Source organism: Streptomyces sp. NPDC023527, assembly GCF_055560115.1.
The window spans coordinates 524,856-540,543 of sequence record NZ_JBVHJJ010000002.1; the positions used below are offsets into that span (position 1 = coordinate 524,856).

16 protein-coding genes and 3 tRNA genes are annotated in these 15,688 nt (G+C 72.9%); 13 read left to right on the plus strand and 6 right to left on the minus strand.

Going from position 1 to position 15,688, the window contains the following annotated elements:
• Positions 1 to 307 precede the first annotated feature (307 nt).
• Positions 308 to 1,000 (minus strand): SanA/YdcF family protein, encoded by a 693-nt coding sequence (locus tag ACZ303_RS05870; RefSeq protein WP_467335423.1) that lies wholly within the window; start codon positions 998 to 1,000, stop codon positions 308 to 310.
• 138 nt (positions 1,001 to 1,138) lie between these two features.
• Here ACZ303_RS05870 and ACZ303_RS05875 point away from each other — a divergent pair, with 138 nt between their 5' ends.
• The 5 genes from ACZ303_RS05875 (at position 1,139) to ACZ303_RS05895 (ending at position 7,735) form a co-directional block, all read left to right on the plus strand.
• The gene (locus ACZ303_RS05875) at positions 1,139 to 2,464 is read left to right on the plus strand and encodes a deoxyguanosinetriphosphate triphosphohydrolase (RefSeq protein ID WP_467335425.1); all 1,326 of its coding nucleotides are present in this window, start codon (positions 1,139 to 1,141) and stop codon (positions 2,462 to 2,464) included.
• Between the two features lie 165 nt (positions 2,465 to 2,629).
• A complete protein-coding gene (locus ACZ303_RS05880; protein WP_467335427.1) occupies positions 2,630 to 3,895 on the plus strand; it encodes an NAD(P)/FAD-dependent oxidoreductase in 1,266 nt (421 codons plus the stop codon).
• Positions 3,892 to 4,374 carry a GNAT family N-acetyltransferase gene (locus ACZ303_RS05885; protein WP_467335429.1) on the plus strand — a complete coding sequence of 161 codons (483 nt, stop codon included), beginning with the start codon at positions 3,892 to 3,894 and terminating at the stop codon, positions 4,372 to 4,374. Before ACZ303_RS05880 ends, ACZ303_RS05885 begins: the two co-directional genes overlap by 4 nt.
• Positions 4,375 to 4,383: 9 nt before the next feature.
• Positions 4,384 to 6,282, plus strand: a complete 1,899-nt coding sequence (dnaG, locus tag ACZ303_RS05890; protein WP_467335431.1) for a DNA primase — start codon at positions 4,384 to 4,386, stop codon at positions 6,280 to 6,282.
• Between the two features lie 325 nt (positions 6,283 to 6,607).
• Positions 6,608 to 7,735 (plus strand): RNA polymerase sigma factor, encoded by a 1,128-nt coding sequence (locus tag ACZ303_RS05895; RefSeq protein WP_467335433.1) that lies wholly within the window; start codon positions 6,608 to 6,610, stop codon positions 7,733 to 7,735.
• A gap of 11 nt (positions 7,736 to 7,746) precedes the next feature.
• On the opposite strand, the gene ACZ303_RS05900 is transcribed toward ACZ303_RS05895, so the two are convergent.
• Together ACZ303_RS05900 and ACZ303_RS05905 are read right to left on the minus strand one after the other, a co-directional pair.
• Positions 7,747 to 9,180: an FGGY family carbohydrate kinase gene (locus ACZ303_RS05900; RefSeq protein ID WP_467335436.1), complete on the minus strand. Its 1,434-nt coding sequence runs from the start codon at positions 9,178 to 9,180 to the stop codon at positions 7,747 to 7,749.
• A gap of 41 nt (positions 9,181 to 9,221) precedes the next feature.
• Positions 9,222 to 9,521 (minus strand): YtxH domain-containing protein, encoded by a 300-nt coding sequence (locus tag ACZ303_RS05905; RefSeq protein WP_467335438.1) that lies wholly within the window; start codon positions 9,519 to 9,521, stop codon positions 9,222 to 9,224.
• A 220-nt stretch (positions 9,522 to 9,741) separates the two neighbouring features.
• On the opposite strand from ACZ303_RS05905, the gene ACZ303_RS05910 reads away from it, so the two are divergent.
• The 6 genes from ACZ303_RS05910 (at position 9,742) to ACZ303_RS05935 (ending at position 11,890) form a co-directional block, all read left to right on the plus strand.
• Positions 9,742 to 9,814: transfer RNA gene (locus ACZ303_RS05910), tRNA-Asn, on the plus strand.
• Positions 9,815 to 9,819: 5 nt separating this feature from the next.
• Positions 9,820 to 9,892: transfer RNA gene (locus tag ACZ303_RS05915), tRNA-Asn, on the plus strand.
• Between the two features lie 192 nt (positions 9,893 to 10,084).
• Positions 10,085 to 10,158 (plus strand) — tRNA-Ile (locus ACZ303_RS05920).
• 185 nt (positions 10,159 to 10,343) lie between these two features.
• Positions 10,344 to 10,757, plus strand: a complete 414-nt coding sequence (gene trxA / locus ACZ303_RS05925) for a thioredoxin (RefSeq protein WP_467335440.1) — start codon at positions 10,344 to 10,346, stop codon at positions 10,755 to 10,757.
• Positions 10,750 to 11,346: a histidine phosphatase family protein gene (locus ACZ303_RS05930; protein WP_467335442.1), complete on the plus strand. Its 597-nt coding sequence runs from the start codon at positions 10,750 to 10,752 to the stop codon at positions 11,344 to 11,346. The genes trxA and ACZ303_RS05930 overlap by 8 nt, the downstream gene beginning before the upstream one ends.
• A gap of 118 nt (positions 11,347 to 11,464) precedes the next feature.
• Positions 11,465 to 11,890 (plus strand): OsmC family protein, encoded by a 426-nt coding sequence (locus ACZ303_RS05935; RefSeq protein WP_467335444.1) that lies wholly within the window; start codon positions 11,465 to 11,467, stop codon positions 11,888 to 11,890.
• A gap of 66 nt (positions 11,891 to 11,956) precedes the next feature.
• Here the strand turns inward: ACZ303_RS05935 and ACZ303_RS05940 are convergent, their stop codons facing one another.
• Both ACZ303_RS05940 and ACZ303_RS05945 read right to left on the minus strand, forming a co-directional pair.
• Positions 11,957 to 12,544: a sortase domain-containing protein gene (locus tag ACZ303_RS05940; RefSeq protein ID WP_467335446.1), complete on the minus strand. Its 588-nt coding sequence runs from the start codon at positions 12,542 to 12,544 to the stop codon at positions 11,957 to 11,959.
• A 124-nt stretch (positions 12,545 to 12,668) separates the two neighbouring features.
• On the minus strand, positions 12,669 to 13,292 hold the full coding sequence (locus ACZ303_RS05945) for a hypothetical protein (RefSeq protein ID WP_467335448.1): 624 nt from the start codon (positions 13,290 to 13,292) through the stop codon (positions 12,669 to 12,671).
• 206 nt (positions 13,293 to 13,498) lie between these two features.
• On the opposite strand from ACZ303_RS05945, the gene ACZ303_RS05950 reads away from it, so the two are divergent.
• The gene (locus tag ACZ303_RS05950) at positions 13,499 to 14,014 is read left to right on the plus strand and encodes an isochorismatase family protein (protein ID WP_467335450.1); all 516 of its coding nucleotides are present in this window, start codon (positions 13,499 to 13,501) and stop codon (positions 14,012 to 14,014) included.
• 34 nt (positions 14,015 to 14,048) lie between these two features.
• Here ACZ303_RS05950 and ACZ303_RS05955 read toward each other — a convergent pair whose 3' ends face one another.
• A complete protein-coding gene (locus ACZ303_RS05955) occupies positions 14,049 to 14,471 on the minus strand; it encodes a MarR family winged helix-turn-helix transcriptional regulator (protein WP_467335452.1) in 423 nt (140 codons plus the stop codon).
• Between the two features lie 97 nt (positions 14,472 to 14,568).
• Between ACZ303_RS05955 and ACZ303_RS05960 the strand changes: the two genes are divergently transcribed.
• Positions 14,569 to 15,588 (plus strand): NADP-dependent oxidoreductase, encoded by a 1,020-nt coding sequence (locus ACZ303_RS05960; RefSeq protein ID WP_467335453.1) that lies wholly within the window; start codon positions 14,569 to 14,571, stop codon positions 15,586 to 15,588.
• Positions 15,589 to 15,688 lie beyond the last annotated feature (100 nt).

The window sequence follows — 15,688 nt, forward strand, 5'->3', positions numbered from 1 at the left end:
AGTGTGTAAACGGCGGCTCTTCAGCGAGTCCCTGTCAAAGAATCATTCGACTGTATATTCATCTGCATATCGATCAGGTCGGAAGCGATCGGTCCGCCCGAGGTCAGCGGGGCGGGAACGGCTCGGCGTACGCGCAAGTGCCGTGCGTCGACGGCTCCGTACGCGGCTGGAGTCCAGGCCCGGACGTACCCACCCCGCGCGGGCCCCGGCGGGCGGATGCCGTAGGTGGTGCTCGTGCCGACGCCGTAGTGGCCGCGGCGTGCGGCCGTAGGTCGCGGGGCCACGCGCGGGGCCGCCACCGGAGCGCCTACCGGGCCGCCCGTGGCGCGCCCGACTCGGCGAGCGCCTGTTCGACGCCCGGCTCGTGGGGGCCCAGGAACTGCGGGCCGGGCCGTACGAACGCGTCCAGCGCCGCCTTGCCCGAGGCGAAGACCTCGCGCGCCCCGCCCGCGTACCACGTGATGTCGTGCACCGCGTCGACCGCGACGCCGTGCGCGTCGATGCCCGCCGCCCCGCACAGCGCCAGCGCCCGGCGTATGTGGAAGCCCTGGCTCACCAGGATGGCCTTCTTCACCCCGAATATCCGCACCGCCCGCGTGCACGAGTCCCAGGTGTCGAAGCCCGCGAAGTCGCTGACGATCCGGTCGGCGGGCACCCCCCGCTCCGTCAGATACGCGCGCATCGCGTCCGGCTCGTCGTACTCCGCGCGGCTGTTGTCGCCGGTGACCAGCACCACCCGGACCTTGCCCGCCCGGTACAGCTCGATCGCCGCGTCCAGCCGGTGCGCCAGATACGGGGACGGCTTGCCCTCCCACAGGCCCGCGCCGAAGACCATCACCACCGGCGCCGACGGGGCGCTCTCCACGTCCCGCACCCGCGGCGCCGTCGAGGCGTACACCCACGTGACGGGCAGCAGGGCCAGCACACAGCCCGACACCACCGCCCACAGCGCGCGCCGCCGCCCCCGTCTCGTACTCGGCAGTCTGCGCCTCAACCCCATGTCGATCATCCTCCCGTTGCCATGGATCAACGCGGTGGGACGCCCGGCGGTTCCCGGCCGGGCCGGCGGCGGCCGGAAAGGCCGCCCCCGGTCCCCATGCCGTCGCTGCTGTCACACCCGGCGGTTACCGTCGGAGGTATGAACGGCTCAGCACGGACCGCCACGGAACAGCCCGGCATCGCCGGATACGAGACGTCGGACCTGGAGCGCTGGGCGCCCGAGCCCGACAAGCGCCCCGGACGCACCGCCTTCCAGCGCGATCGGGCGCGCGTCCTGCACTCGGCCGCGCTGCGCCGGCTCGCGGGCAAGACCCAGGTCGTCACCCCCGGCGTCAGCGGCCAGGCGTGGGACGCCAGCCCCCGCACGCGCCTGACGCACTCCCTGGAGTGCGCCCAGGTGGGCCGCGAGCTGGGCGCCGCTCTCGGCTGCGACCCCGACCTGGTGGAGGTCGCCTGCCTGGCCCACGACCTCGGCCACCCCCCGTTCGGCCACAACGGCGAACAGGCGCTCAATGAAGTCGCCGAGCCCTGCGGCGGTTTCGAGGGCAACGCCCAGTCCCTGCGCCTCCTCTCCCGGCTGGAGCCCAAGCGCTTCGTGACCCGCGCCGGCAGCGGCGAGCTCTTCAGCGTCGGCCTCAACCTCACCCGCGCCGCCCTCGACGCCGCCACCAAGTACCCCTGGCCGCGCGGCGGTCACCCCAAGGACCCCGAGTCCCGGAAGTTCGGGGTCTACGAGGACGACGTCCCCGTCTACGCATGGTTCCGGCAGGGCGTGCCCGAGGGGCGGCAGAGCTTCGAGGCCCAGGTCATGGACTGGTCCGACGACGTCGCCTACTCCGTGCACGACGTCGAGGACGGGCTGCACGCCGGCCACCTCGACCCCAACTGCCTGCTCGCCGACCCCGAGCGGCGCGAGGTGTTCGCCGTCGCCGCCGCCCGCTATGCCCCGGGCGCCGATGCCGAGGAGCTCGCCGAGGCCCTCGACGGCCTCCTCGAACAGCAGTGGTGGCCGCACGGCTATGACGGCTCCGCCGTCGCCCAGGCCCGCCTCAAGGACGCCACCAGCCAGCTCATCGGCCGGTTCTGCCTCGCCGCCGAGTCCGCCACCCGCGCCGCCTACGGCCCCGGCCGGCTGACCCGCTACCGCGCCGAGCTGGTCGTACCCCACCGGACCCGCCTCGAATGCGCCGTCCTGAAGGCCGTCGCCGACCGGTACGTCATGCAGCGCGAGGACCAGGAGAAGCTCCGCGCCGACCAGCGCGTGGTCATCGCCGAGCTCGCCGAGGCGCTGATCGCCCGCGCGCCCGACGGCCTCGACCCGCAGTTCCGCTCGCTGTTCGCCGCGGCCGACGACGACCGGGGCCGGCTGCGCGCCGTCGTCGACCAGATCGCCGCCCTCACCGACGTCTCCGCCCGTTCCCTGCGCGCCCGCCTCACCGAGGACCGCTCCGTGGCGAAGGGGTGACCCGATGGCCACGGGATCGGGGTGGTTTCGCCACGCCATGCGGGTACTGACCGTCCGGGGCAGTCCCTCTTCCGGCCGTAGGCTCCGTGCGGGACCCTCTGCACGGGCGTTTTCGTCCGGGGGCGGTTAGCGCAGACGCACTGCGTGGCAGCGAGGAGGCAGCAAGTGGTCGACGCACACCAGACGTTCGTCATCGTCGGAGGGGGCCTCGCGGGGGCCAAGGCCGCCGAGACCCTCCGCTCGGAGGGCTTCACCGGCCGCGTGATCCTCATCTGCGACGAACGTGACCACCCCTACGAGCGGCCGCCGCTCTCCAAGGGGTACCTCATCGGCAAGGACGACCGCGACAGCGTCTTCGTCCACGAGCCGGCCTGGTACGCGCGCGCCGACATCGAGCTCCACCTCGGCCAGCCCGCCGTCCACCTCGACCGCGCGGCCAGGACCGTCCGCCTCGGCGACGGCGCCCTCATCCACTACGACCGGCTGCTGCTGGCCACCGGCGCCGAGCCGCGCCGCCTGGAGATCCCCGGCACCGGCCTGGCCGGCGTGCACCACCTGCGCCGCCTGGCCCACGCCGAGCGGCTGCGCGGCGTCCTGTCCTCCCTCGGCCGCGACAACGGCCACCTCGTCATCGCCGGCGCGGGCTGGATCGGCCTGGAGGTCGCCGCCGCCGCCCGGGGCTACGGCGCCGAGGTGACCGTCGTCGAGGCCGAGCCCACCCCGCTGCACTCCGTCCTCGGCCCCGAGCTCGGCCAGCTCTTCACCGACCTGCACGCCGAGCACGGCGTCCGCTTCCACTTCGGCGCCCGCCTCACCGAGATCACCGGCCACGACGGCATGGTCCTGGCCGCCCGCACCGACGACGGCGAGGAGCACCCCGCCCACGACGTCCTCGCCGCCATCGGGGCCGCCCCGCGCACCGCCCTCGCCGAGGCCGCCGGCCTCGCCCTCGTCGACCGTGCCGACGGCGGCGGCATCGCCGTCGACGCGTCCCTGCGCACCTCCGACCCCGACATCTACGCCGCGGGCGACGTCGCCGCCGCCGAGCACCCCTGGCTGGGCACCCGACTGCGCGTCGAGCACTGGGCCAACGCCCTCAACAGCGGCCCCGCCGCCGCCCGTGCCATGCTCGGCCAGGAGGTCGCCTACGACCGGGTGCCGTACTTCTTCTCCGACCAGTACGACGTGGGCCTGGAGTACTCCGGCTACGCGCCCCCCGGCTCGTACGACCAGGTCGTGTGCCGCGGTGACGTCGCCAAGCGCGAATTCATCGCCTTCTGGCTCTCCGAGGGTCGGCTCCTGGCCGGCATGAACGTCAATGTGTGGGAAGTCACCGACCCCATCCAGAAGCTCATCCGCTCCGGCACCCGCCTGGACCCCGACGCCCTCGCGGACCCGGCCGTCGCACTGGAGACGCTGATCCCTTCATGACGCCCCCACGCACCGCGCGGGTCACCGCCGCGGAGATCCTCCCCCTGCGCCACGCCGTCCTGCGCCCCGGCCTGCCGGCCGAGAGCGCCGTCTTCCCCGAGGACGCCGCGCCGGGCACCTTCCACATCGCGGCGTACGACGGCGCTGGAGCGGTCCGGGCCTGCGTCACCTTCCTCCCCGAGCCGCTGCCGGACACGGGCGAGGACGCGTACCGCTTCCGCGGCATGGCCAGCGACCCGGCGGTCCGCGGCCTCGGCTACGGCGTCGCCGTCCTGCGGGCCGGCCTCGCCGAGGCCGCCGCCCGCGGCGCCGCCCTGGTCTGGTGCAACGGCCGCACCTCCGCCCGCGGCTTCTACGAGCACCACGGCTTCACCGCCCGCGGCGAGGAGTTCACCGTGGAGGGCGTCGGACCCCATTTCGTCTTCACGATCAAGCTCTCCGGGGCCGATGCGGGCGGAGGTGTCAGCGCCCGGCCGTAGAATTCACCCGTGGCAGGACGGATCAACGATGACGACGTGAAGGCGGTTCGGGACGCGGTCCCGATCGACGCCGTCGTTTCCGAGTACCTCCAGCTGCGCAACGCCGGCGGCGGGAATCTCAAGGGGCTGTGCCCCTTCCATGACGAGAAGTCCCCCTCCTTCCAGGTCAGCCCCGCCAAGGGGCTCTTCTACTGCTTCGGCTGCCAGGAGGGCGGGGACACCGTCGACTTCGTGATGAAGATCGACCACCTCTCCTTCGCCGAGACCATCGAGCGCCTCGCCTCCCAGGCCGGCATCACGCTGCGCTATGAGGAGGGCGGCTACACCCCCGGCCGCCAGCAGGGCGAGCGCATCCGTCTGGTCGAGGCCCACAAGCACGCCGCGAAGTTCTACGCCGAGCAGCTCGACAGCCCCGAGGCCGAGATCGGCCGGAAGTTCCTCGCGAGCCGCGGTTTCGACCAGGCCGCCGCCCAGCACTTCGGCGTCGGCTACAGCCCGGCCGGCTGGGACCACCTCACCCGCTTCCTGCGCGGCAAGGGCTTCAGCGACAAGGAGCTGATCCTCTCCGGCCTCGCCCAGGACAGCCGCAACGGCCGGCCCATCGACCGCTTCCGCGGCCGCCTGATGTGGCCCATCCGCGACATCACCGGCGAGGTCATCGGCTTCGGCGCCCGCAAGCTCCGCGACGACGACAACGGCCCGAAGTACCTCAACACCCCCGAGACCCAGATCTACAAGAAGTCCCACGTCCTCTACGGCATCGACCTCGCCAAGAAGGACATCGCCAAGACCAGCCGCGCCGTCGTCGTCGAGGGCTATACGGACGTCATGGCCTGCCACCTGGCCGGCGTCACCACGGCCATCGCCACCTGCGGCACCGCCTTCGCCGGCGACCACATCAAGATCCTCCGACGGCTCCTGATGGACAACTCCGCCGCCGAGGTCGTCTTCACCTTCGACGGCGACGCCGCCGGCCAGAAGGCCGCCCTGCGCGCCTTCGAGGACGACCAGAAGTTCGCCGCCGAGACCTCCATCGCCATCACCCCCGGCGGCATGGACCCCTGCGAGCTGCGCCTCGCCGAGGGCGACGCCGCCGTCCAGACCCTGGTGGAGACCCGCACCCCGCTCTTCGCCTTCGCCATCCGCCAGATGGTCGCCCGGCACAACCTCGACACCGCCGAGGGCCGCGCCGCCGCCCTGGAAGCCGCCGCGCCCATCGTCGCCAACATCAAGAACAGCTCCATCCAGCACGAGTACGCCGTGCAGCTCGCCGGCATGCTCGGCATCCTCGACACCCAGTTCGTCGTCCGCCGCGTCGGCCAGCTCGCCCGCTGGGCCCGCGAGCGCGGCGGCCGGCCCGAGCAGGGCGGCCGTGCGCACCACCGCGGCGCCCCGGCCCCCGCCTCCCAGCCGCCGGTCCGCTCCGGCCCCGCGCTGAACCTCCGCAGCCCCGCGCAGCTCACCGAGCGCGAACTGCTCAAGCTCGCCCTCCAGCGCCCCGAGCTCGTCGCCCCCGCCTTCGACGCCTACGGCGAGGACGAGTTCACCGCGCCGCCGTATGTGGCGGTCCGCCGCGCCATCGAGCAGGCGGGCGGCGTCACCGGCGCCCCCGACGACTACCTCACCCGGGTGCGCGACGCCGCCCCCGACGACACGGTCCGCGCCATGGTCACCGAGCTCGCCGTCGAGGCGATCCGCCACAAGAACGTGGACGAGATGTACGCCGGCATGCAGCTCGTCCAGGTGCGGCTGCGCGCGGTCGAGCGCCGCATCCAGGAGGTGCAGGGCAGCATGGTCCGGCTCAACGCCCAGGCCGCCCCCGAGCACCTCGCCGCCGTGCAGAACGAGCTCTGGGTCCTGGAGCAGTACGCCCGATCCCTCAAGGACCGCGGCGCCGCGGCCCTCTAGCCCTCCGCCCGTACGCGCGCGGCTCCGCGCCCGTAAGGCGTAGCCGTCCTGCGCATACCGCCCTGCCCAGCAGCGCACCGCTGTCACGGCCGGTCACGGAACGGACTCAGAAAGTACCCGCACGCCCCTCGTGGCGGGCCCGCGTCGTACCCCACACTGGTGGGCGGTGCCTGAGTCCTCGGAGTGCGGCAGGCCCGGCCGCAAGGACCCGGAACCCTCCGCGAAGCCGCACGTGATCCGTGGGACGGACGCCGGCCCGACCGCCGCCGTCCCTCCGTCGCATGCCAGCCCCTAACCGGCAGCGATCACCTTGGAGGTCGCCCCCGTGCAGACCCGGACTCCGGCCCGGCACCGGACACCGCCCGTGCCCTCGGCCCACCCGGCCCCGACCGTGCCCCAGCAGGCCGAGCCACCCGCCTCCGAGCGCCTCCCCGACGACGCCCCCGAAGCGGATCCGCCCCCGGGGCCCGAGCGGGAGGCCGATCCGGACCGCGACCCCGACCGGACCGCCCGCGCCGAAGCGGCCCGCGCCGACACCGGCGGCCCCTCCTCCGACCTCTTCCGCCAGTACCTCCGCGAGATCGGCCGGATCCCGCTGCTCTCGGCGGCCGAGGAGGTGGAGCTGGCGCGCTGCGTCGAGGCCGGCCTCTTCGCCGAGGAGAAGCTGGGCAGCACCCCCGACCTCGACTCCCAGCTCGCCGTCGACCTCGACCGCCTGGTCGTCCTCGGCCGGATGGCCAAGCGCCGCCTCATCGAGGCCAATCTGCGCCTGGTCGTCTCCGTCGCCAAGCGCTACATCGGCCGCGGACTGACCATGCTCGACCTCGTGCAGGAGGGAAACCTCGGTCTGATCAGGGCCGTTGAGAAGTTCGACTACGCCCGCGGCTACAAGTTCTCGACGTACGCGACCTGGTGGATCCGCCAGGCCATGTCCCGCGCCCTCGCCGACCAGGCCCGCACGATCCGAGTCCCCGTCCACGTAGTCGAGTTGATCAACCGCGTCGTGCGCGTCCAGCGCCGCATGCTCCAGGAGCGCGGCTACGAACCCACCGCCGAGGAGGTCGCCGCCCACCTCGACCTCACCCAGGAGCGCGTCAGCGAGGTGCTGCGCCTCGCCCAGGAGCCCGTCTCGCTGCACGCGCCCGTCGGCGAGGAGGACGACGTCGCGCTCGGCGACCTCATCGAGGACGGCGACGCGACCTCACCCGTCGAGTCGGCCGCCTTCCTGCTGCTGCGCGAGCACCTGGAGGCCGTCCTGTCGACGCTCGGCGAGCGGGAGCGGAAGGTCGTCCAGCTGCGGTACGGGCTGGTCGACGGCCGGCCGCGCACGCTGGAGGAGATCGGCCGGATCTTCGGGGTCACCCGCGAGCGCATCCGCCAGATCGAGTCCAAGACCCTCAACAAGCTCCGCGACCACGCCTTCGCCGACCAGCTCCGCGGCTATCTCGACTGACCCGGACCCCTTCACTGCCCCTGGTGCATGGCCCCGGGGTGGGTCTGCTCGCGCACGGTCACGTACTGCTGCCGGACCGCCTGGCCGACCGGCAGGTCCTCGCCCGGCTCGAACACCTGGCCCGCGGCCGCCGGCCACAGCGGGGGCTGCTGCGGTGACAGCGTGCCGTGCTGGACCCCGAGCGCCCACGCCGCCTGCCGGGCCGCGCCCAGCGCCGCGTAGTCGGCGGGCTCCACCACGACGACCTGCGCGCCGAACAGCTGCGGAGCGATCGCCCGCACCGCCGGCAGCTCCGCCGCGGCGCCCAGCAGGAACACCCGCCGCACCTGGACGCCGCGCGAGCGCAGCACGTCCAGGGCGTCCGTGAGCCCGCACAGCATTCCCTCGAACGCGGCCCGCGCCAGATGCTCCGGCTTCATGCTCTCGCGCCGCAGCCCGGACAGCGTGCCCGCGGTGTGCGGCAGGTGCGGGGTCCGCTCACCCTCCAGGTAGGGCAGCAGCACCAGCCCGTACGAACCCGGCGTGGACCGCAGCGCCAGCTCCGACAGGCCCGCCAGGTCCGTGCCCAGCATCTCCGCCGTGCCGCGCAGCACCCGGACGGCGTTGAGCGTATGGACCACCGGCAGGTGCATGCCCGTGGCGTCGGCGAACGAGGTGATGGTGCCCGAGGGGTCCACGAGCGCCTCGTGGTGCACGGCGAACACCGAGCCGGAGGCGCCCAGCGAGACGACCGCGTCGCCCAGCCCGACCCCGAGCCCGAACGCCGCCGCCATCGTCTCGCCCGTACCGGCCGAGATCAGCAGGCCCTCGGGCGTGTGCCCGGCGGGCTCGGCGGGCGCCAGGACGTCCGGCAGTGTCAGCTGGTGGCCCAGCGCCAGTTCGACGAGATCCGGCCGCCAGGACCCGGTCGCCGCCGACCAGTAGCCCGTGCCGGAGGCGTCGCCGCGGTCCGTCGTGCGCCGCACCGGGCGGCCCAGCAGCTGCCACACCAGCCAGTCGTGGGGCTGCAGCGCCGCGGCCGCCCGGGTCGCCGACTCCGGTTCGTTCCGCGCGAGCCAGCGCAGCTTCGCCACCGCCTGGCCGGCCTGCGGCACCGATCCGACGGCCTCCGCCCAGGCGGTCCGGCCGCCCAGGGCGTCGGCCAGGTCGGCCGCCGCGGGCTGCATCCGCTTGTCGTTGCCGAGCAGCGCGGGCCGGACCAGCACACCGCCCGCGTCCAGGATCAGCAGCCCCTGCTGCTGCGCGGAGACGCCGATGGCCTGCACGCCCTCCAGCACTCCACCGGCGGCGGCCTCGCCCAGGGACATCAGCCATGCCTGTGGATCACCCTCGGTGGAGGCGGGGTGCGGTGCGTACCCCTGCCGGAGCACGGCACCCGTGTCCGCGTCGCAGACGACGATCCGTGTGCTCTCGGTGGAACTGTCCAGCCCGGCGACTATGCCCATGCCGTGATGATGCCAAACTTCCGGCGCCACCCCGTCACCGGTCAGGTGTTGCTCGTGCCCCAGTCGTCCTCGGCGGGCGAGCGGTGCTCGCGCAGCGAGCGGACCCGCTCGGTCACCGCCCCCGGCAGCCGGTCACCGAGTCGGTCGCCGACCTTGGCGAGGCTCCGGGAGGCCATCGCCCGGCCGTTCTGCGCGGCGGACTCCGCGGTATTGCGGACGGCGGGGTTCTGGGCGATCCGCTGCGCCCCCTTGCGCAGCTGTTCGTACCGCTCGCGGCCGGCCCGTGTGCCGAGCACGTAACCGACGGCTGCTCCGATGATGAACGTCAGCCGGTAGCGCATCGCGCTCCACCCTTCACTCGGATCCCTCGTGCCCCACACGTCTTCGCGGGGGTCGCCGGACTGTGCTCCGCGCCTACCCCCCGGGTGCGAAGGTCACTCCCGGGGTGCTCGCGGGGTACCGATTGGCGGAGCACCCCCCTGCTTGCGCTAATGTATGTGTCGCAGCGAGGGCACGCCGCCCGGGAGACCGGACGACAGCGCATTCGAGGCACAGCAGCAATCCCCTGTAGCTCAATTGGCAGAGCAGCCGACTGTTAATCGGCAGGTTACTGGTTCGAGTCCAGTCGGGGGAGCGCGATCCTCTGTAGCTCAATTGGCAGAGCAGCCGGCTGTTAACCGGCAGGTTACTGGTTCGAGTCCAGTCGGAGGAGCAAGACGAGGAAGGGTCCCGCGAGGGGCCCTTTTTTCGTGCCCGGCTCGGGTCCGGAGGGAACCATCCCGCCGTGATCGAAGTCCTCATGGGCAGGTCGGTCACGCAATGCGGACCCTCAGGGGCAGCAGATCGTATGAGCGGCTATGCTGCGGCAGACGGCGCGCACAGATGTGCGCGACGCGCCGTGAACGGGGCGGTAGCTCAGCCGGTTAGAGCAGCGGACTCATAATCCGTCGGCCGTGGGTTCGAGTCCCACCCGCCCCACTCCCGGCACAGGTGCAGAAACGTTGCGACCTGGTCTTACAACGCCCCGCCTGGGCTTTTTCCAGGCGGGGCGTTTTGTCTTCGTATGTGGGGCAGGCTGCCGGTACGCAAGGAATACGGCCCGGCGGCGCCCTGTTGGCGCTGCTGGGCCACTCGACCGTACGACCGGAAGCAGGAGCCGAACAATGAGCAGCAGCACGGTGGAGCTCACCAAGGACAACTTCGACGAGATCGTCTCCGGCAGCGGGTTCGTGCTCATCGACTTCTGGGCCGAGTGGTGCGGGCCCTGCCGGCAGTTCGCGCCGGTGTACGAGGGCGCCGCCGAGCGCCACGAGGACCTCGTCTTCGCCAAGGTCGACACCGAGGCGCAGCCCGAGCTCGCCGCCGCCTTCCAGATCCAGTCGATTCCGACGCTGATGATCGTGCGGGACAACATCGCGGTGTTCGCCCAGCCCGGCGCGCTCCCCGAGCCCGCGCTGGAGGACGTCATCAAGCAGGCGCGTGCCCTGGATATGGACGAGGTACGGGCGTCCGTGGCCGAGGAGCAGGCCAAGGCGCAGGCCGGGGACCAGGGCGCGGAGAAGCCCGCCGGTGAGTGAGCTGCTGCTGATCCGGCACGGCGAGACCGAATGGAGCCGCACCGGGCGCCACACGGGACTCACCGACATCCCCCTCACCGAGCAAGGTGAGCAGCAGGCGGAAGCGCTGCGGCCGCTCCTTGCGGACCGCCTGATCGGCCATGTGCTGGCCAGCCCGCTGAAGCGCGCGCTGCGCACCGCCGAGCTGGCCGGGCTGGGCCCGGAGACCGACCCGGACCTGCGGGAATGGGACTACGGCGGCTATGAGGGCATAGCCACCGCCGAGATCCACCGCACCCGCCCCGACTGGTATCTGTGGGACGACGGAGTCGTACCCGGGCCGGAAGGGCACCCGGGGGAGACGGCCGCACAGGTCGGCGCCCGCGCCGACCGGGTGCTGGCCCGGATCGCACCGTGGCTGCGCGAAGCGGACGGCCCGGACGTGGTGCTCGTCGCGCACGCCCACTTCCTGCGGGTGCTGACGGCCCGCAGACTCGGACTGCCGCCCACGGCCGGTGCCCTCTTCCGGCTCGACACCGCTACTGTCAGCCGGATCGGCACCGAACACGGGCGACCCGCGCTCGTGGCCTGGAACTCGCCCTCGGCCTGACCCGCGCCGAGCGTGTCGGAACCGGACCCGGCGCCACGACCGACCGATGATCGGGGGCGGTACGCACACCGCCCCCGATCTTCATATGAACCATTTCTTTCAGTGGAGGGATGCCATCGTGGCCACGACCCGCACCGCGCACACCGTCTGGGAAGGCGAACTGCTCAAGGGCAGCGGCACCGTCACCTTCGACTCGTCGGGCATCGGGGACTACCCCGTCTCCTGGCCGGCCCGCGCCGAGCAGGCCAACGGCAAGACCAGCCCCGAGGAGCTGATCGCGGGCGCCCACTCCAGCTGCTACTCCATGGCGCTCTCGCACGGCCTGACCGGCGCCGGCACGCCGCCCACCCGCCTGGAGACCAAGGCGGAGGTCACCTTCCAGCCGGGTGAGGGCATCACCGGCATCCACCTCACCGTCCGCGCCCAGGTGCCCGGCCTGGACGCCGACGGCTTCGCCGCGGCCGCCGAGGACGCCAAGAAGAACTGCCCGGTCAGTCAGGCGCTCACCGGCACCACGATCACGCTGACCGCCGAGCTCGTCTGACCGGTCGGCTCGCGCGACGCATCAGGGCCGGGGGCGCGGCATCGCCCCCGGCCTCGTCGTTCCCGGTCACTTCCGCAGCGTCGCGTAGACGATCAGGCTTCGCGGCGGGTGCCCCGCCTCGCCCGGCTCGCCCGCGCACGTGACCAGGCGCAGCGCCCGCTCCGACGTCGGTCCGTAGACCTTGCGCGTCGGGAACGCGCTCTTGTCGACCTGCTCCGTCTCCGTCACCGCGAAGTGCAGGACCTTGCCGTCACCGCGCTTGATGTCGATGACGGAGCCCTTCTCCAGCTCGGCCAGGTCGTGGAAGACGGCCTTGTCGTCGCGGCTGTCGTCGTGACCGATGATGACGGCCGCGCCGGGCATGCCCGGCTTGGCGCCGCCGGTGTACCAGCCCGCCGTCGTGCCCTTCTCCGGCGGCGGCACCTGCGCGGTCTTGTCTCCGGCACTGCCCATGCGCAGCAGGGCGCTGTCGACGCCGATGGAGGGGATGGAGAGCCGGTACGGCTCCTCGGCCGAGGCGGGCGTGCCACTGGCCACCGAGCTGCCGTTGCCGCCCAGCGAGCAGCCGGCCAGCAGGGCGGCCGCCACGGCGGCCGTCAGGGCGGCGGGCAGGAGCAGGAGGGCGAGTGCGGAGAAGTGGCGCGTACGGGACATCGGTATCCGTCCGGGGAGGGCAGGAAGCGCTGCCCACGCTAGGGACGCGGCCGGGGCCGCCGCTTCGGGTAAACGGCCAGTCCGCCTCCGCCCAAAGGAGGAGACGCGCGCCCGGTCGACCCCGTCAGGGGGAGGGGTCCCGGGAAAGCAGGCGCTGGAACAGCCCCCACGTGAACTCCGCCACATACGCGCCCCGCGCCCCGTCCGCGTCGGGGGCCGTGAACGCCAGCCGCCAGCGGGTGGGCGCCGTCCCCTCCATCGGCCGGGCCGGCGCGAAGGCGCGCGCCACCTCGTCGACCGTGCACGACCAGGGCCGCAGATCCTCGACCGTACGCAGCGCGGGGGCGGCGGCGCCGGGCGCCCGGACCAGCCATTCGTTCCAGACCGCGCCGCCGGGCGCGGCCAGCACCTCGAACCGCAGATCCGGCCAGAGCGGCAGCCGCCAGGCCGCAGCCTCGAAGGTCAGGTCACCGACGCGGCGCTCGCCGGTGGTCCCCGGCGGCCCCAGGACCGAGCGGTAGCGCGCCAGGCCCCCGCGGCGCCGGGACGAGTGCAGCATGGCCTGCCAGCGGCGGTTGGCCTCCCGCATCTCCGCCCGGTCGACGCCCAGCTCGCGCAGGGCGTCCTCGACCAGCCCGGGGTGGTGGTCGGCCATCCGCCGCAGCAGGACGAGCTGGAACCACGACGGCCCGAAGCCGGAGGCGGGGCCGGGAGCGGATTCGGGTTCGGGCCGGTGCGCTGGAGTCATGCGGGCCATCGTCGCGCACGCCCGGTACGCCCGGCGCGGCGAGGACAGGAACCGGACAGCCGTCACCCGCACCCCATCGCGTACCGCGGCACGGCCCAACTGCCCGGAGCGGGCGTGTCGTTCCGTCGCGCAAGCTTTACCTCCCGGCAGCCACGCGGCGGCCCACGCGCCTCCCACGCCCCGGGCGCGCCCGATACGGTCGGGTCATGACGGAAATCGACCCGCAGCGCACCGCCCTGGTACTGATCGACCTCATGGAGCGCATCGTCGCGCTGCCCCTCGCGCCGCGCGGTGGCGACGAAGTGGTCCGTACGGCCGGTGAGTTGGCGCGGGCCTTCCGCAAGGCGGGCGCGCCGGTCGTCGTCGTGCGGGTGGAGCGGCCGGGCCCGGCGGAGCAGCCGCCGGGCAGCGGACTGCTCGCCGGGGTCGCCGAGCCGGGCGACATCGAGATCGTCAAGCGGACCGTCGGCGCGTTCCACGGCACCGACCTGGACGCCCGGCTGCGGGAGCGCGGCGTACGGACGCTCGTGCTCGGCGGCATCGCCACCAACCTGGGCGTGGAGTCGACCGCCCGCGCCGCCGCCGACCACGGTTACGAGCTGGTCTTCGTGGAGGACGCGATGAGCGCCCTGACCGCGGAGGAGCACCGGGCGTCGGTGACGCTGGACATGCCGCGGCTGGGCACGGTGGTCACGGCGGCGGGGCTGAGGCTCCCGGCGTGAGCCGGTGGGTGCGCCGGCGGGTGCGCCGGACGGGCTAATCCCCCAGCATTCGCCGCAGAAGATCGCGCAGCACCGTCCGCTCCTGCGCGGACAGCCCCGCCAGCGGCTCGCGCGCGAAGCCCAGTGACTCCCGCAGCCGGGCCGCGGTGAGCCTGCCGTCCGTCGTGGCCGCCGCGAGCTTCACGCGGCGGTCGTCGGCGTCCGGGCGGCGTTCGACCAGGCCACGGGCCTCCAGGCGGTCGACGATGCCGGTGACATTGGACGGCTCGCACTTGAGCTGCTGGGCGATCCGGCGCATCGGCATCGGCTCCAGCGTCAGCAGGGCCAGCACCTTCGCCTGGGCTCCGGTGAGGGAGTGCTTGGCGGCAGCCTCCTCGTACTCCTCGTGATAGCGCGACACGACATTCGCGATGAGGTCGACCACTTCGCGGGTCAGAGCATCGGTTCGAGGGACCATGCCTTCAGGTTACCCGGTTGCTTGACAACATGAAATATCGAGGCGCATGGTTGTTTCAGTTGCTGAACCTTTCTGTACCTTTAGGAGGCCGCGTTCCATGTCCGTGACGCCCACCACCGGCCGTGAATGGCATCTCGTCGCCCGCCCGCACGGCTGGCCGAAGCCCGAGGACTTCGCGCTGCGCGAGACGGAGATCCCCGAGCCCGGCGCGGATCAGATCCTGGTGCGCAACATCCACCTGTCGGTCGACCCGTACATGCGCGGCCGGATGAACGACGCCAAGTCCTACCTCCCGCCGTACGAGCTCGACCAGCCCATGCTCGGCGGCGCCGTCGGCGAGGTCGTCTCCTCCCGCTCCGACGCCTTCCAGCCCGGCGACCACGTCCTGCACGGCCTCGGCTGGCGCGAGTACGCGCTGCTCGACGCCAAGGGCGCCGTCAAGGTCGACCAGGCCGTCGCCCCGCTGTCGACCTACCTCGGCGTGCTCGGCATGCCGGGCCTGACCGCCTACGCCGGTCTGCTGGAGGTCGCCTCCTTCAAGGAGGGCGACGCCGTCTTCGTCTCCGGCGCGGCCGGCGCGGTCGGCAGCCAGGTCGGCCAGATCGCCAAGCTCAAGGGCGCCTCGCGCGTCATCGGCAGCGCGGGCTCCGACGAGAAGGTCAAGCTCCTGGTCGAGGAGTACGGCTTCGACGCCGCCTTCAACTACAAGAAGGCGCCCGTCATCGAGCAGCTGCGGGAGGCCGCCCCCGACGGCATCGACGTCTACTTCGACAACGTCGGCGGCGACCACCTCGAAGCCGCCATCGACTCCCTCAACGTGCACGGCCGGGTCACCGTCTGCGGCATGATCGCGCAGTACAACGCGACCGAGCCCAGCCCCGCCCCGCGCAACCTCACCTCCGTGATCGGCAAGCGGCTGCGCATCCAGGGCATGCTCGTCGCCGACCACCGCCACCTCCAGCAGCAGTTCGTGCAGGAGGTCGGCGCCTGGATCCGCTCGGGCGAGCTGAAGTACCGCGAGACCGCCGTGCAGGGCATCGACCACGCCCTCGACGCGTTCCTCGGCATGCTCCGCGGCGAGAACACCGGAAAGATGATCGTCTCCCTCGACGCGTGACGGCCTCGCGGCCGGCGCTCGACATCCGGGCCGCCGGCCCGGCCCCGGCCCCGGGCCCGCGCTGGTGCGGGGCCGGTCCCTCCGCCGTAGTGGGCTCCGC

Bases quoted from the DNA above. Each gene is read 5' to 3' on its own strand.
- ACZ303_RS05905 (WP_467335438.1), bottom strand. From the start codon at position 9,521: ATGCGCTACCGGCTGACGTTCATCATCGGAGCAGCCGTCGGTTACGTG.
- ACZ303_RS05950 (WP_467335450.1), top strand. From the start codon at position 13,499: ATGACGGAAATCGACCCGCAGCGCACCGCCCTGGTACTGATCGACCTC.
- ACZ303_RS05955 (WP_467335452.1), bottom strand. From the start codon at position 14,471: ATGGTCCCTCGAACCGATGCTCTGACCCGCGAAGTGGTCGACCTCATC.
- ACZ303_RS05960 (WP_467335453.1), top strand. From the start codon at position 14,569: ATGTCCGTGACGCCCACCACCGGCCGTGAATGGCATCTCGTCGCCCGC.
- trxA (WP_467335440.1), top strand. From the start codon at position 10,344: ATGAGCAGCAGCACGGTGGAGCTCACCAAGGACAACTTCGACGAGATC.
- ACZ303_RS05870 (WP_467335423.1), bottom strand. From the start codon at position 1,000: ATGGGGTTGAGGCGCAGACTGCCGAGTACGAGACGGGGGCGGCGGCGC.
- ACZ303_RS05900 (WP_467335436.1), bottom strand. From the start codon at position 9,180: ATGGGCATAGTCGCCGGGCTGGACAGTTCCACCGAGAGCACACGGATC.
- ACZ303_RS05945 (WP_467335448.1), bottom strand. From the start codon at position 13,292: ATGACTCCAGCGCACCGGCCCGAACCCGAATCCGCTCCCGGCCCCGCC.
- ACZ303_RS05940 (WP_467335446.1), bottom strand. From the start codon at position 12,544: ATGTCCCGTACGCGCCACTTCTCCGCACTCGCCCTCCTGCTCCTGCCC.
- ACZ303_RS05885 (WP_467335429.1), top strand. From the start codon at position 3,892: ATGACGCCCCCACGCACCGCGCGGGTCACCGCCGCGGAGATCCTCCCC.
- ACZ303_RS05875 (WP_467335425.1), top strand. From the start codon at position 1,139: ATGAACGGCTCAGCACGGACCGCCACGGAACAGCCCGGCATCGCCGGA.